Source organism: Haloarcula mannanilytica, assembly GCF_005406125.1.
In the GTDB taxonomy this organism is placed as follows: Archaea; Halobacteriota; Halobacteria; order Halobacteriales; family Haloarculaceae; genus Haloarcula; species Haloarcula mannanilytica.
Window position 1 is genome coordinate 108,813 of record NZ_BIXZ01000008.1, and the last position, 14,107, is coordinate 122,919.

The 14,107-nt window shown below is 63.8% G+C and carries 21 protein-coding genes; 7 read left to right on the top strand and 14 right to left on the bottom strand.

The window, feature by feature from the left end; all coding sequences use genetic code 11:
* Positions 1-127 precede the first annotated feature (127 nt).
* Positions 128-475, top strand: a complete 348-nt coding sequence (locus tag Harman_RS17185) for an FUN14 domain-containing protein (protein ID WP_137685007.1) — start codon at positions 128-130, stop codon at positions 473-475.
* 15 nt (positions 476-490) lie between these two features.
* On the opposite strand, the gene Harman_RS17190 is transcribed toward Harman_RS17185, so the two are convergent.
* The 6 genes from Harman_RS17190 to Harman_RS17215 all read right to left on the bottom strand — a co-directional run bounded on the left by Harman_RS17190 (position 491) and on the right by Harman_RS17215 (position 3,991).
* Positions 491-1,219: a ribosome assembly factor SBDS gene (locus Harman_RS17190; protein ID WP_004592441.1), complete on the bottom strand. Its 729-nt coding sequence runs from the start codon at positions 1,217-1,219 to the stop codon at positions 491-493.
* 82 nt (positions 1,220-1,301) lie between these two features.
* Positions 1,302-2,084 carry an archaeal proteasome endopeptidase complex subunit alpha gene (gene psmA, locus Harman_RS17195; RefSeq protein WP_137685008.1) on the bottom strand — a complete coding sequence of 261 codons (783 nt, stop codon included), beginning with the start codon at positions 2,082-2,084 and terminating at the stop codon, positions 1,302-1,304.
* A gap of 2 nt (positions 2,085-2,086) precedes the next feature.
* A complete protein-coding gene (locus tag Harman_RS17200; RefSeq protein WP_137685009.1) occupies positions 2,087-2,572 on the bottom strand; it encodes an Rpp14/Pop5 family protein in 486 nt (161 codons plus the stop codon).
* An 81-nt stretch (positions 2,573-2,653) separates the two neighbouring features.
* Positions 2,654-3,373, bottom strand: a complete 720-nt coding sequence (locus Harman_RS17205) for an RNase P subunit p30 family protein (protein WP_137685010.1) — start codon at positions 3,371-3,373, stop codon at positions 2,654-2,656.
* Positions 3,373-3,798, bottom strand: a complete 426-nt coding sequence (locus Harman_RS17210; protein WP_137685011.1) for an RNA-binding protein — start codon at positions 3,796-3,798, stop codon at positions 3,373-3,375. The genes Harman_RS17205 and Harman_RS17210 overlap by 1 nt, the downstream gene beginning before the upstream one ends.
* 7 nt (positions 3,799-3,805) lie before the next feature.
* Entirely contained in the window at positions 3,806-3,991 is a 186-nt protein-coding gene (locus Harman_RS17215) for a DUF1918 domain-containing protein (protein WP_137685012.1), read from the bottom strand.
* Positions 3,992-4,144: 153 nt separating this feature from the next.
* On the opposite strand from Harman_RS17215, the gene Harman_RS17220 reads away from it, so the two are divergent.
* Positions 4,145-4,714 carry an NUDIX hydrolase gene (locus tag Harman_RS17220; protein ID WP_137685013.1) on the top strand — a complete coding sequence of 190 codons (570 nt, stop codon included), beginning with the start codon at positions 4,145-4,147 and terminating at the stop codon, positions 4,712-4,714.
* Positions 4,715-4,721: 7 nt separating this feature from the next.
* On the opposite strand, the gene Harman_RS17225 is transcribed toward Harman_RS17220, so the two are convergent.
* The 4 genes from Harman_RS17225 to thiC form a co-directional block, all read right to left on the bottom strand.
* Positions 4,722-5,105: a PIN domain-containing protein gene (locus Harman_RS17225; RefSeq protein WP_137685014.1), complete on the bottom strand. Its 384-nt coding sequence runs from the start codon at positions 5,103-5,105 to the stop codon at positions 4,722-4,724.
* Entirely contained in the window at positions 5,102-5,305 is a 204-nt protein-coding gene (locus Harman_RS17230; protein ID WP_137685015.1) for a DUF7557 family protein, read from the bottom strand. The genes Harman_RS17225 and Harman_RS17230 overlap by 4 nt, the downstream gene beginning before the upstream one ends.
* A gap of 42 nt (positions 5,306-5,347) precedes the next feature.
* On the bottom strand, positions 5,348-6,172 hold the full coding sequence (locus tag Harman_RS17235; protein ID WP_137685016.1) for a hypothetical protein: 825 nt from the start codon (positions 6,170-6,172) through the stop codon (positions 5,348-5,350).
* A 299-nt stretch (positions 6,173-6,471) separates the two neighbouring features.
* Positions 6,472-7,914 carry a phosphomethylpyrimidine synthase ThiC gene (thiC, locus tag Harman_RS17240; RefSeq protein WP_137685017.1) on the bottom strand — a complete coding sequence of 481 codons (1,443 nt, stop codon included), beginning with the start codon at positions 7,912-7,914 and terminating at the stop codon, positions 6,472-6,474.
* A 118-nt stretch (positions 7,915-8,032) separates the two neighbouring features.
* Between thiC and Harman_RS17245 the strand changes: the two genes are divergently transcribed.
* Positions 8,033-8,914: an extracellular solute-binding protein gene (locus Harman_RS17245; protein ID WP_137685018.1), complete on the top strand. Its 882-nt coding sequence runs from the start codon at positions 8,033-8,035 to the stop codon at positions 8,912-8,914.
* On the top strand, positions 8,889-9,689 hold the full coding sequence (locus Harman_RS17250; RefSeq protein WP_137685019.1) for an ABC transporter permease: 801 nt from the start codon (positions 8,889-8,891) through the stop codon (positions 9,687-9,689). Before Harman_RS17245 ends, Harman_RS17250 begins: the two co-directional genes overlap by 26 nt.
* Positions 9,690-9,701: 12 nt before the next feature.
* Here the strand turns inward: Harman_RS17250 and Harman_RS17255 are convergent, their stop codons facing one another.
* From Harman_RS17255 to Harman_RS17260, 3 genes are all read right to left on the bottom strand, one after another.
* Positions 9,702-10,934, bottom strand: coding sequence for an RNA-guided endonuclease InsQ/TnpB family protein (locus tag Harman_RS17255; protein ID WP_137685020.1), 1,233 nt, complete (start codon positions 10,932-10,934; stop codon positions 9,702-9,704).
* A complete protein-coding gene (locus Harman_RS22010) occupies positions 10,935-11,060 on the bottom strand; it encodes a hypothetical protein (RefSeq protein WP_268812810.1) in 126 nt (41 codons plus the stop codon).
* A gap of 178 nt (positions 11,061-11,238) precedes the next feature.
* On the bottom strand, positions 11,239-12,066 hold the full coding sequence (locus Harman_RS17260) for a molybdopterin synthase (protein WP_137685021.1): 828 nt from the start codon (positions 12,064-12,066) through the stop codon (positions 11,239-11,241).
* Positions 12,067-12,230: 164 nt separating this feature from the next.
* On the opposite strand from Harman_RS17260, the gene Harman_RS17265 reads away from it, so the two are divergent.
* From Harman_RS17265 to Harman_RS17275, 3 genes are all read left to right on the top strand, one after another.
* Positions 12,231-12,890 carry a helix-turn-helix domain-containing protein gene (locus tag Harman_RS17265; protein ID WP_137685022.1) on the top strand — a complete coding sequence of 220 codons (660 nt, stop codon included), beginning with the start codon at positions 12,231-12,233 and terminating at the stop codon, positions 12,888-12,890.
* A 72-nt stretch (positions 12,891-12,962) separates the two neighbouring features.
* Positions 12,963-13,310: a DUF7344 domain-containing protein gene (locus Harman_RS17270; protein ID WP_137685023.1), complete on the top strand. Its 348-nt coding sequence runs from the start codon at positions 12,963-12,965 to the stop codon at positions 13,308-13,310.
* Positions 13,311-13,319: 9 nt separating this feature from the next.
* Positions 13,320-13,595: a HalOD1 output domain-containing protein gene (locus Harman_RS17275; protein ID WP_160140709.1), complete on the top strand. Its 276-nt coding sequence runs from the start codon at positions 13,320-13,322 to the stop codon at positions 13,593-13,595.
* A gap of 30 nt (positions 13,596-13,625) precedes the next feature.
* Here the strand turns inward: Harman_RS17275 and moaC are convergent, their stop codons facing one another.
* Positions 13,626-14,099 (bottom strand): cyclic pyranopterin monophosphate synthase MoaC, encoded by a 474-nt coding sequence (moaC, locus tag Harman_RS17280; protein ID WP_137685024.1) that lies wholly within the window; start codon positions 14,097-14,099, stop codon positions 13,626-13,628.
* Between the last annotated feature and the right edge of the window lie 8 nt (positions 14,100-14,107).

A 14,107-nucleotide genomic window follows, 5' to 3' on the forward strand; every position in this document is an offset into this window, starting at 1 on the left:
ATTTCCCCGAGTTCTACGGGAGAATCCTATTAGCAGTGGTTCGGTTCCCCCTGGTTCGTACCTGAGTATAAAAAGAGAGTTCCAGGGGAGCACAAAGGATTTAAAAACAGGCAGTCAGGTACGCGGTATGGGTGAGTTCGTACTGCAACTAGATGGGTTGGGCCTCCAGCAGATGGGCCTCGAATTCGGTGGTGGCGGCCTCATCGGCGGCATCATCGGGTTCGCCGCGAAGAAAGTCGCCAAACTCATCGCCGTCATCGTCGGCATCGAGTTGGCGCTGTTCAAGTTCCTGGAGACGCGTGGTATCCTCGAAGTGAACTGGAACGCGATAGGTGGGGCCGCACAGAACGCGACCGGCACGGCCGGGGACGCGGCGGCGGCCCAGCCGCCGTCCTGGGTCATGTCGCTGCTCTCGGCACTACCCGTCAGTGCCGGATTCACCGCCGGCTTCCTGGTGGGGTTCAAGAAGGGGTAACGCGACGCCGCGGCGTCAGCCGCGCGTACTGATGTCGTCTTCGTCTTTGATTATTTGGGTCTCTGCCTCGCCACTGGTGTGTTCGTTCACCACGTCGTAGAAGTCGTTTTGCAGGCCGGCTGGGAACGTCATGACGCCGACCCACGACCCGTCGGACTGCCACTCCTCGCGTTCGAGGTCGCCGAACTGCCGGATCTGTGCCTGGGCGCTCCCGGCGTAGTCCGCTGGGACCTGTACGGCGACGGTGACCTCGTCGAACCGGATGGGAATGACCGGCCGGAGCGCATCGAGGGCGTCGTCGACCTGTGCCTCGACGGGCTCCATCGGGTCGACCCTGAAGTCCGTCTCTTCGAGCGCAGACTCGATGCGCTCCGGTGGGTGTGGCGCGTCGTCCATCTGTGGGTTGACCGCGTTGCGCGTGATCCGCTGGATGAGCTGTTTGTGCTTTTGCTCTTGCATCTCGCGGCGCTGGTCGGCCGTGATCTGGATTTCGCCCCGTTTGATGACTTCGGGGATAATCGCCATCGGATCGGTAGTGTCGAACACCTCTTCGAGCATGTTCTCGGGCGGTCGGTCCCCCCGCGAGGCGTCTTCGAACACGTCCTCTGCCGCGATGACATCTTCGAGGTCCCCGTCGAAGTCATCACGTTTTATCGCTAGCGCAGCGTCCGGATCCACCAGTACCTCGAACCGCTGACCGTGGGATTCGAGGCGCGCCGTCACCGCCTCGTCAAGCGATATCATACCCGTTGGTAGCAGTGGGCCAGTTAAAGGCCTTACTGCGTGACGGAGAAAGTCCAGTCGCCCGCGAGGGCCGTCGGAAGCGTTACTCTTCGGTGTCGTCGTCTTCGTCGTCCGCGTCGACCTCCTCCTCGCCAGTGTCAAGTAGGTCGGCCTCCGCGAGGTGGGCTTCCTTCTCCTCGTCGGTCAGCTGACCGAAGGTCTCCGTGTCGGCATCGACCGTCGCGACGCCGATGCCTTCCGGCGTGAGTCCGTCCTCGTTGACCGAGGCGAGAGCGGCCAGCGCGAGGTCGACGCCCTCGTCGAGGTCCATGCCCTCGTCGTAGTGCTCTTCAAGATAGTCCCGGATGTCGCCGCGGTCGGCCCCGACGGCGAGGGCCTTCCACTCGTAGGGCGTCCCGGAGGGGTCGGTCTCGAACAGGCGCGGCTCGCCGTTGACGATGCCGCCGATGATGAGCGCGACGCCGAACGGGCGCGCGCCCCCGACCTGCGTGTACTGCTGGATGTAGTCGGTGATTTCCTTGGTGAGGGTCTCGACGCCGACCGGCTCGCCGTAGCGCAGCTGGTTCACCTGTGCCTGCCGGCGGGCGAAGTCGATGAGCTGTCGAGCGTCGGCGACGTGGCCGGCCGAGGCGATGCCGATGTGGTCGTCGGCCTTGTGGATCTTCTCGACGGAGGAGCGCTCCATCAGCGGCGACCGGATGCGCTTATCCACGGCGAGAACGACGCCGTCACTCGTTCTGACGCCGATGCTTGCTGTGCCGCGTTTGACCGCTTCGCGGGCGTATTCGACCTGGTAAAGGCGTCCGTCCGGGGAGAAGATAGTGATCCCGCGGTCGTAGGCCTGCTGTTGGTTTTGTCCCTGCATAGTTATCGGAAATCGAGTGCTGTCGCGCCGACGAACGCGCCGTCGGAGGCCGTTTCGACATCGTAGCGCGGCGGCCGAACCGTAGCCCCCCGGTCTGCGTTCTCGAACACGACGTGTCTCTGTTCAGTGGGTTCCGGCGGCCCGCGTATATACTTTTCTTCACAGGCGCGCACGGTGCCGCTAATCCCCCGGACACGGACCCGAACCTCGTCGTCGTCGATGCTGTCGACACAGGCAAGCGCCGCGCGGGCCGGGTCCGTTTGGCCGCGTCTGGTCCGGACGATTGCCTCAGCCGTGCCGTCGTAGTCGTGGAACTGGAGGACTGTCATATCCGTCTCGGCGCTACCGGTGTCACCCAGCAGATTCTGTGCGGCGTACCACACCGCCCGCTGGAACGCCCGGCGGTCGAGTGACGCCGTCGGCCACGTCTCGATGCCGACGGCGAGATAGCGCCATCGGGGCCGGAGATGTTTCGGGAGGTGTTTCATACGCCGGGATTGGGGCGGAGGACAATGAGCGGTGCGATGTGGCTACTTGCAGTCCTTGTGGTCAACAGATCGACAGCGTAGCTACTCCCCGTTATCACCGACTTCGTCTGGGCCGTCCTCCAACCGAACGCCCGGTTCGATGACGGCGTCGCTCTGGCGTTCGCGGTTGCGCTCCACGACCCGACCCCACTCTGCCAGCCCCTCGCGCACGGTGTCGGCGTCGAAACCGATCGTCTCGCCCACGGCGATGATGTCCCGCGGCGCACGGATTTGCAGGTGATTGGTCGGCGACGCTGAGATGACAAAAGGCGCACCCGCATCCTCGACCAGTTCCCTGAGCTTCCGGAGTTCCTTGATGGCCCGGACGCGACTGCCCCCGGAGGCCCGGAGCACTGGGCCGAAATCAAACTCGACGCGGACGCCGTTGTCGGCTGCCGCGTTCGCCAGCACGTGGTTGAAATCGCCGTCCTCGCGCATCGGGTGAGCGAGTACGTCGACGGTCGGTTGCTCGACCGCGAACCGGTTGATGCGGCGGTCGCCGCCGTGGACGACGACAACCGTCCGGTCGCTCCGGTAGTTCCCGACGAAGCCGCTCGCCCGCGAGGGGTCCTCGGCCCGGACCTCGACGCCGGCCGCAACGTCGATGTCGTACGCGTCGCTGATTTCGTCGGCGTCGTAGTCCGCTTGTGCGTCGCCGTGGTTCCTGACGACGATGCCGTCATAGCCCGAGTCGGCGGCCGTCAGCACGTGCCGGGCGACGGTGCTGTCGCCGTCGGGGTGGGCGTAGACGGCCTCGTACATCACAACTCCTCTAGGAGTTCGCGAGCGTTCGCCACGGCTTTCTCCCGCTTTGCGGGGTAGGCCTCGACTTTTGCCCGGAGCGTGATGCCGTCCCCGCGTTCGACATCGCCGCCAAACGCGGTCTGTTTGTCGAAAGTGAGAAAGAACGAACAGTTGTCGTCGACCCGGTCGTCAAGTTCCGCACGCACGGCGTCGATGTCCGGCGCTGACGCTACCTGCGTGAGCACGTGGCGAATGTCGTCCGCGTTCTCGACGCGGGCCGAGAGGACGACGATGCGGTCGCCGTAGTGCCCCTCGCTCTGTGCGCGTTCGATGGGGTAGTCCTCCGGCAGGAACGTCCGGAGCGCTCCCTCGACACGCTTGCCGTCCTCTGTCGCGTAGCAGAAGGTCCGGAGGTCGACGTAGTGGAACGGAACCGACGACATCGAGGCCCTACTCGTCCTCGGCGGCTTCGAGGTTGTCCTCGGGGACGCCCTGCTCCTGGCCGTCCTCGAAGGAAACCGTGTAGTTGGCGTCGCCGAACATGGTTTCGACGACCTGCGTGATGGTGCCTTCCTGGCCGTCGTAATCGCTGTGCTCGTCGTGGAGAATAACGCTGTCGTCCTCTTCGAATGCCATACCCGGCGGTACTCGGTGGCTCGTCAAAAAGGGACTGATTCCGTGTCGAAGGCTTATAGGCACCTCGCGCCAACTGCTTGCCATGAGCAGCACGGCAGGGGTCCCCGGATACTCGTCGCCCTCACCACGGGCGCTGACACAGCGTTCGGACAGATGACGAGCGTCGACGACCTGTGGTTTCTCGCCGACGGCGCGTGCCAGACTGCCGAGCAGACGTATCACCAGCTCCGGGAGGGCTACAGCGGCTACGTCGAGTTCACGCGCCACCGCAACGTCCCGCGAAACCGGTTTCGGGACGTTGCCATGGCCGCACGGGACCACGGCGCGCCCTACGGTGCACACACGCTCGCCTACAGACCCTCCGGCGAACTCCTGCTCGTCCGCCACGAAGGCGTCGACATGTGGGTTCTCCCCGGCGGCGAACTCGACAGCGACGAGTCCTTTCAGGAGGCCGCACTGCGGGAGTTAGGCGAGGAAAGCGGCATCGAGGCGAGCATCGAGGGGCTGGCGATGCTCGGACGGGTCGAGTTCTACTGCGACGGCAACATGGCCTGGGGCGTCCTGCCGGTGTACGAGGCGCGGGCGGAGACGACCGACATCGCCGTCGACGACCCCGATCAGGAGATCAGCGAGGCCCGGTGGTTCGATGAACTGCCGGCCGATACGCGCGACCGCGAGGAGATTCTGACGTGGCGCGGACAGCGATTCGGCGGCGGGGCGTAGTCTTTCGTCAGGAAAGCGTAACAACGTCCATCGTATCGCTGAAAGCCTCGAAATCATCGTCAACGGTCACAAGTATGTCGCCTGTCGACTGCGCAGTCGCGGCTATCATCGTATCTCTGGGCGACACTGGCGTTCCTGCGTCCAAGAGGTCCGCCTGGAGATTCGCTGCCTCAATTGCTATCGATTCCGTGAAATCGAGTGCTTGAACGCGCCCAAAGGCCTGCCGGGTCTGAAATACGTCCGTCTTCCCGGGTCCGAATACTTCTCCCTCTAAAACCTCGTAGACACAGATCGAGGCGGTGAAAAGAGTGTCTTGGTCGTCGACGAAGGTCACGACCGAGTCGACGCCTTCGAGATAATCGATAATAACCGACGTGTCCAGAAACGTCATCTATCCCGCCCGAAGCTATCCTTTGACTCTTTGAGCCGTTCGCGTGCGGCATCGGCTTTTTCCGAACTCCACACCCCGGATTCCATCGAATCGCCATCACGAGCCAACCGTGCCAGAAGCTCGTCGTACGATTCTCCCTCTCGCTTCAGCCGTTCGAGAAGGGCCTTGGTATCCTCGGAAACCCGGATCGTCGTACTCATGCGTATATGTCAAGTATACACTACTATATTCGTTTCGGGTATCTATTCTGGCCCGAACGACTGCCCCTCACGCGCGTCGGCGTTCATCCGCCGGATGGTCGCGCGGGCGTTGCTGGCATCGTAGCCGAACAGCACGGTCTCGGCGTACTCTTCGGCCACCTCGACGGCCTTCGAGAGGTCGTCCACGTCCACATCGACGGCGTACAGTTCGATGCTAAAGGGCGTCGAGAGCCGGTCCTGCCACCCCTTGGCGAGAATCTCCAGCCAGTAGGTCGTCGAGTACGCCATGTCGTAGATGGGGACGACGAACTCGTCGACGTACTCGGCGATGTCGTCAACGGCGACGCCCGAGCGGGCTTCGAGGTGGCCGGGGTAGGGGTCGGGATACAGCGTGAGATACAGGTCGCCGGGAACGCGGTCGCGGGCCGCGGCGACGAACTCCGTGATGACGTTACTGCGCCAGGCCGACCAGTCCTCAAATTCGCTGTCGGCGAAGCGCTGCTCGCAGCGGTCGCAGTGGCAGTACTCGTCTCGTGGGAACCCAACGTCGTCGAGGCGAACGTCCTCGTTGACGGCCGCTGCCTCCTCAATGATATCGAGCAGGCCCTCGCGGTAGCGGTCGTGGGTCGGGCAGACGTACGTCCAGTCGAAGTACGGCTGGTTCCGGGTCGCCGGTGTCCCCTCGTCGTCGAACGCGAGCAGGTCCTCCTCGCTCTCGACCGCGTTGTCGCCGAAGCAGGACACCATGTTCACCGCGCCTTCGATCGGTTCGACAGCGCGGCCGGTCACGTCCTTGACCTCGTAGAACGCCCGGTCGAACTCGGACCACTCCGTCTCCTCCTCGTTACGGGTGACGACGCCGTACATACACGCTGGTACGGCGGTTCGCCGGGTAAGGGTTCGGAAAGCGACGGCGCTGTCGCTGGGGGCGCAGAAGCCGAAAAAATACCGCCGACCGGCGGGGTTCGATTCCACCCCCGCGATGCCACAGAGGACCAGCGGGCAGGGCGGCCGACAGTACATTTCAGGGGCGATACAGCCGATACGAGCAGGCTTACCGCTTGACGTAGTACGCGAGGGCAAGCGCCATGACCGCGACCAGGGCGATGAGTTTCTTTTGCATCGTTTCAATAAACGAATACCAGTTATAAAGAACTATCGCCGTGCTAATCGTCGGCACGGCCCTCTGTGTCAGTGGGTGTCTCGCCGTCAGGGTCGGGAATATCCGCCCCGTCATGGGTGCCGACCGGCGGTCGGTTCACCTCCGCTGCAGGGGAGTCGGCGGGGTCAGTTCGGTCGTCGGCGTCAGCCTCAATTGCGTCCATCTCGCCGTCCTCGCGCGCATCCTGGTCGATACGCATCGAGCAGAACTCCGCGCCACACATCGAGCAAAAGCGTGCCTCCTTGTAGTTGTCACCGGGAAGCGTCTGGTCGTGGTACTCCCGGGCGCGTTCGGGATCAAGCGCCAGGTCGAACTGCTCGCGCCAGTCGAAGGCGTACCGCGCTTCCGAGAGCGCGTCGTCCCAGTCCCGCGCGCCCTCTCGCCCGTTGGCTACGTCGGCAGCGTGGGCGGCGATGCGGTAGGCCGCGAGGCCGTCCCGCACGTCGGATTGCTCCGGGAGGCCGAGGTGCTCTTTGGGAGTCACGTAACAGAGCATCGCCGCACCGGCCCGCGCCGCTTCCGTCGCGCCGATGGCGCTCGTGATGTGGTCATAGCCGGGCGCAACGTCGGTCACGAGCGGGCCGAGCACGTAGAACGGGGCGCCGTCACAGACTTCCTGCTGGCGCGTGACCTGCTCGGCGACCTGGTCCATCGGGACGTGGCCCGGCCCCTCGACCATCACCTGCACGTCGTGGTCCCAAGCCGTTCGGGTGAGTTCTCCGAGCGTGTCCAGTTCGGCGAACTGTGCGTCGTCGCCGGCGTCGGCGAGACAGCCCGGGCGGAGCCCGTCGCCGAGGCTGAAGGTCACGTCGTACTCGCGGAATATCTCGCAGATGTCCTCAAAGTTCGCGTACAGGGGGTTTTCCATTCCGTTTTCCTCCATCCACTGTGCGAGGATGGAGCCGCCGCGGGAGACGATGCCCGTCTTCCGGCCGTCGGTCAGGGGCAGGTGTCCCATCCGGACGCCAGCGTGGATGGTCATGTAATCGACGCCCTGTTTCGCCTGCTTCGCAATGACATCCAGCAGTAGTTCGTGGGTGATGTCACTCGCATCGCCGGCGCGTTTCACTGCTTCGTAGATGGGGACCGTTCCGATTGGGACCGGGGAATGCTCGACGTTAGCCGACCGAATTTCGTCGAGATTGCTGCCGGTCGAGAGGTCCATCACCGTGTCCGTGCCGTAGTGGACGGCGGTGTGGAGCTTCTCCAGTTCGCCCTCGATGTCGCTTGTTTCCTCGCTGTTGCCGATGTTTGCGTTGACCTTCGTCGCAAACTCCCGACCGATAATCATCGGGTCGAGCGCGTCGTGGCCGACGTTCGACGGGATAACCGCCTGTCCGTTGGCGACCTGCTGGCGGACGAACTCCGGGTCGACGCCCTCCCGCTCGGCGACTCGCGCCATCTCCTCAGTGACGGTCCCGTTTCGGGCGGCTGCTATCTGCGTCATAATCACTAGGTAATACTACTTAGTTATAAATTTGCGGTGAGCGGTGACGGTAAAGACACCCTGTCAATACTGGGACCGACCCAAACACCGATGTACGCCAACGAGAAATAAGCGAACAATGGCCCAACGGACCCGTCGCGCGGTGCTGGCGGCACTGGGGAGCGGTATCGCCGCGACGGCGGGCTGTGGGGCGTTCGGGCAGGAGCGCGTAGACGTGCTGGTCGCGGGGAGTCTACAGAACGCGGCCAGCGAAACGCTCCAGTCCGGGACGGATGTCAGTCTCGCTGTCGAAGCCCGGGGCTCGGTGCAGGCCGCGCGCCTGGTCGCCGACGGGAAGCGCGACCCGGCCATCGTCGCGCTGGCGGACCCGGCCCTATTCGACCGGGTCATGGACACCGATTGGCACGCCGTGGTCGCCAGCAACGAGCTGGTGCTGGCGTACAATCCACAGACGGACGGCGGTGCGCGCGTCGCGGACGCGGACCCGTGGTACGGCCCGCTCCGGGGGGACGACGTATCACTGGGCCGGACCGACCCGACGCTCGACCCGCTGGGCTACCGGACGCTGTTCGTGCTCGATCTGGCCGCCGACTACTACGACGAACCGGGACTGGCCGACGCGGTTCTCTCGCCGGACCAGACCTACCCCGAGACGCAACTGCTCGCGCAGTTCGAGACCGGGGCCGTCGACGCCGCCTTCGTCTACCGGAGCATGGCTATCGAGCGGGACTATCCCTTCCGGGAGTTCACGCCGGAGATACACCTGGGCGACCCCGCTCACGCAGAGCGGTATCAGGCCGCGAGCTACGAACTGTCGGATGGCACGACACTCACCGGCAGCCCCATCGAGTACGGTGCCGTCCGGCGTGACGACGACGGAGCAGCGCGTACAGCCTTCGAGACAGTCCTCGCCAGTGACTGGCTCGCACCACACGGATTTACCGTCCGCGAGGCGTATCCTCGACTAGTGGGAGATGTCCCGAGCACTGTCACGCAGTGAGACCAGGGCCGGCCACACGGTCGGGGTACGCGAACTCGTCCCCGTCCTGGGAGCGGTGCTGCTGCTGTACTTCGTCGTCCCGGTGGCGGTGCTCGTGCTCACGTACTCCCCGACGGCGCTGTTTTCGAGTCTGACGGAGACGTACGTCATCAACGCCGCAATCACCTCTCTCGTCGCCGCGCTCGGCAGTACCACCATCGCCGTCGTGTTCGGCCTGCCGCTGGCCTACTGGCTCTCGAAGAACACCGGCGCGCTGGCGACCGCCGCGATGGGGGCCGTCGTCCTGCCGCTCGTCCTCCCGCCGGTCGTCAGCGGGATGTTGCTGCTGACCGTCGTCGGCCCGAACGGCCTCGGCGGCCTCACCGACCTGGCGCTGACGCGGTCGCTGCTGGGCGTCGTCGCCGCCCAGACGTTCGTCGCGTCGCCGTTTTTCGTCGTCACCGCCAAGGCGGCCTTTGATGGCATCGACGACCACCTCGAAGAGGCCTCCCGGTCGCTCGGGCGCGACTGGGTGGGGACGATGCGCTCGGTGACGATTCCGCTCGCAAAGCCCGGCCTGCTTGCCGGCCTCGTGCTGACTTTCGCGCGTGCGATGGGCGAGTTCGGCGCGACAATGATGCTTGCATACTACCCGCGGACGCTCCCCGTCCAGATTTGGGCCTCGTTCATCTCGGACGGCCTTGACGCGGCGCTGCCCGTAGCTGTCGTCCTGCTCGGCGTTGCGCTCGGGACGCTGTTGATAGTCCACGCACTGCGAGCGACGCCGTGGCGGTAGGGACCGAGTGAACTACCCCTGCCTACTCGCCGCCTTCGGCGGCTCCTTGAGGCAGGGGCTTCCTGCTTCCACGACGCACTTTGTAGACACAACGGTGTCCACAGGGAGCGCAGTCTCCACAGGCGTTGATTCGGAGTATCCCACTCCTACGTCTTCGAGGCCGCGAGAAAGAATGTTCCACGCCGCGTTCGCATCTCTGTCCGCCTCGAACCCACACGACGGACATGAATGTTCGCGCACCCACAGCGGTTTCTCAGTCGAAACGCCGCAGGATGCACACTCTTTCGTCGTTCCACGGGGGTTCACGGCGACGAAGTGCGTTCCTTCGCGCTCGCACTTGTATTCGAGCATCCGCAGGAACATCCCCCACGCCGCACCCGCACGGTTGCGCGAGTTGCCCGGTAGTTCCACCAAACCCTTCGCGTCCAAATTCTCTACGGCCACAAAATCGTATTCGCGGGCGTAGTAGTTCGAGAGTTTGTGGAGGAAGTCACGGCGCTTGTTCTTCAACTCGGCGTGTCGTTCGGCCACGACCCGGCGTTGTTTCTCCCAATTCGCAGAGCCGTGCTGTTTCCGCGAAAGGTTGCGCTGTGCGCGTTCCAACCGCTCGCGCTCGTCGCTGAAGTCAGGACTCTCGATAGCGTACCCGTCGGTGTCGTGAGCGTACTTCAGGATGCCTACGTCAATCCCGACGACTTTCTCGGGTGTCTCTGGTTTCTCGGGCGTGGATTCTTCCACGTCAATGCCGAACGTGGCATACCACTCGCCCGTAGATTCTTGCTTGACCGAGACTTGCTTGATGGTCGCGTTCTCGGGAATGTCTCGGTGGAGGTGAATCGGTATTTCTCCGATTTTGCTCAACCACAACACGGGCCGACCACTCGTATTCTTGAGTTTGAAGCCGGACTGGTTGTAGGTGAACGACCGATACTCTCGGGGCAGTTTCCACTTGAGCATCCCCACGGCGCGTCCGTTCTCTTTCTGCGCTTTCAGTGTGGAGAGGTTGTCGTAGACGCGCTTGACAACCATTTGCAACACTTTCGAGTGAACGTCTCCGAGGTCGTCCCACCATGATTTCAGGTCGGGGAGTGTGCCCTGTACCTTGTAGCGGGCGGGAATCTCGTCTGACTCGTTGAGTTTGTAGAGGACGTGGTTATACAGTTGCCTACAAGTATCGACGTGGTGCAGAAGCGTCTCCGCGAGGGCTTCCGGTGGGTCAAGCCGATACTTGTAGTTGTAGTGCATCTATGATTCTCGTGCCTCGATAAGTTCGTCCAGTTTCTCTTGAACGAATGAGGAGAGATTCAGGTGATTGTCCTGAATCCACTCCTCTTGGTCGTCGCGGATGGAGATGTTTTTGCGAGTTGTCACAACATATTATACACAAAATACATAAATAAGAGTTGTGATTGCGTGGGCCGGGCGACGAACGTGTTTGAGAATCGTGCAGCGCTGTATCCCCTCCCTACTGCGCTACTCGGTCGCTTCGCTCCCTGCGTTGCTCCTTGAGGAAGGGGACTTAGCGCCTAATTCCAGTAAAAGGGCCGACTTACCGCTCGTGCGCCCAGAACTCCTCGTCGACAGTGACCTCCTTCTTGAACAGCGGCACTTCCTCCTTGAGACGGTTGATGCCGTCCTCGACCGCGCGGAACGCCTCGCCCCGGTGCCCGGCCAGGATGACGACGAAGACGATGTCCTCGCCGGCCTCGACCACGCCGGTCTTGTGGTGCAGGCGGACCGCGTAGACGCCGTCACGCGCTTCGAGGTCCCGGCGGAGCGCGGCCATCTTCTCAGCGGCGACCTCGTCGTAGCGCTCGAACTCCAGAAACTCTGTGGGCGGGTCCTCCGGCTCCTCCTGTGCGCGGACGCGCCCGGTGAAGGTCGCAATCGCGCCGGAGTAGGCTTCGTCCGGGTCCCGCTTGATATCTGCGACGAGCGTCTCCAGCGTGATGTAGGGGTCCCGTTCCTCCAGCGCCACGACGATTTCATCGAGGTCAGCGTCCGCGCCGTGGGGTGCGCGGTGGACAACGGGGTCGGCTGCCTCGCGGTCGCCCAGGACGACCTTCGGTATCGCCGCGTCCGAATACCCCTCGACGAGCGCGTAGTCGTAGTCCGGTGCGAGCGCGTCCAGCGTCTCATCGAGCGTCCGCGACTCGCCGGTGGCGTACCACTCGCCGTCGTCGGTGAGCGCGACCGTCTCGGCAGCGCCGGCGTCACGGTGGCGCGCGGTGTCCTTCCCGTCCGTGTCCACGTCCGGCGGGTGCGTACAGTGTTTCACCGTCGCGACGCGGCCGGACGGAGCGAGGCGCTCGGTCAGCCGCTCGACCAGCGTGGTCTTCCCCGTCTCGGAGTGGCCGACGATTCCCAGCACGTGCATGGGCGGCTCTAACACAGGAACGTAGATAGGCCTTGTTCCTGACCGCAGGGCCAAAGCGCCACCGCTGGGCAGTAGCCGACGCAGTGTCTGGCTCCCACGGTACGGCGTGGGCGGGCGACGGACGGCGACCTTACATTGATTACCGCCTGGAGCATAGCGGCGCTATGACCGTGGTCGCCGAGTTCACAATCGACTCGGACGAATTCATTCTCGGGAAGGTGCTGGCCAGAGGAGACAACACACACGTAGAGATGGAGCGGGTGGTGCCTGCATCGGGGCGGGTGATGCCGTACATCTGGGTCCACGGCGGGGCGTTCGACGAGTTCGAAGCCGCCGTCGAGTCGAGTACGTACGTCCACGAGCTCCGCTCGCTGGACCGCGTCGGGGAAAGCGCCCTCTACCGCGTCGAGTGGGCCGAGGACGTGGAGAGCCTCATCTACGGCATGTCGGAGACGAACGCCACGATTCTGGAGGCCAGGGGCAATGACCAGTGGTTCTTCCGCATCCGGTTCGACGACCACAGCGGGCTCACGAACTTCCACAACTTCTGTACCGAAAACGGCATCGTGTTCCAGCTGGAGCGCGTGTACACGCTCGCCGAGGAACACGACGACGGGTACGTGTTCGACCTGACCGAGTCACAGCGGCGGGCGCTCGTCCTGGCCGTCGAATCGGGCTACTTCGAAGTACCACGGGGGACGACGCTGGGCGAACTCGGAGCGGAACTCGGCGTCTCGGAACAGTCCGTCTCGGAGAGCATCCGCCGCGCGACGAACAAGGTACTCCGCGCGGTCATGTTCGACTCGCCGAAGTGGCGCGGATAACAGGCATCCGCATATAAATGGGTGAAATAACAGGTAATATCGCCTTACCCTTCCGGTCCGTCTCCCTAACAGATGTCCAAGAGAGACACACTGAACTGGAGCTCGGTATTCGACTGCCTAGCGAACGACGAACGGCGGACCGTCCTGAGCTTCCTACTCGACGAGGGTGGCCAGGTATCGATAACCGACGTGGCCACACACCTCGCAGTCGACGAGGACGACGCCGACGCGGTCCACCGGGCGCGCGTCCACCTGCACCACATCCACCTCCCGAAGCTCAGCGCCGCGGGACTCATCACCTGGAGCCGCGACCAGGACACAGTCCGGGAGACACCGCTCGCGTACCAACTCCCCGTCGGAGCCATCACGACCGCCTCGGCGACCGCAGCCCAGGACGGTGAAAGACAGACGAGCGACTGATACGAGGAGATGTCAGGTACCGAAGACGGCGGCGAAGTCGTGGACTCGGTGACCGAGCCGTACGAATCTATCACCGAAGTCCTCGTCCGAGCCGTCTCGACAGCAAGCGACTGTGACCCCATCGACCTGCCCCCGCTGGCAGAAACTGTGGACGCGGACGTGCTGGAAGCGCTGTTCCCCGCGCCGGACAGCGACCTGACGGTGTCGTTCGAGTTCGCTGGGATGGATATCGTCCTGCAGAGCCCGGCGACGGTGTACGTACAGCGGGTGTCCCTACCCGAGTAACCGGGCTGGCTGTGGCCCGCTCCGCGGGACTCAGCGCTCGACGGTCTTCTCGACAACACGAATGTCCTGAATTGCCGTCGTCGGATACTCGCCGTCCTCGTCCTTTTCGTTGGCCTTCACCATGTCCCAGACCACGTTGAGACCGGTCGTCACGCCCTCCAGCGCCTCCATCTCGCAGCCGGTCTTCCCGACCGTCTCGACGGCGACCGTTATTTCGACGGCCTCATCGCCGACGGTGAACTCGACTTCGACGTTCGTGATCGGTATCTGGTGGCACATCGGCACGGTCTCCCAGGTGTGTTTGACCGCCTGTATCGCGCCGATGCGTGCCGTCGTCAGCACGTCGCCTTTCTCCACCTCGTCGGCGTCAATGGCTGCCAGCGTGGACTCAGTGAGTCGAATCTGGCCGCGCGCGACCGCGCGGCGCTGGCTCTCGGCCTTGTCGCCGACATCGACCATCTGGGCGTCCCCCTCCTCGTCGACGTGCGTGAACTCCTCGGACATAGCTACCC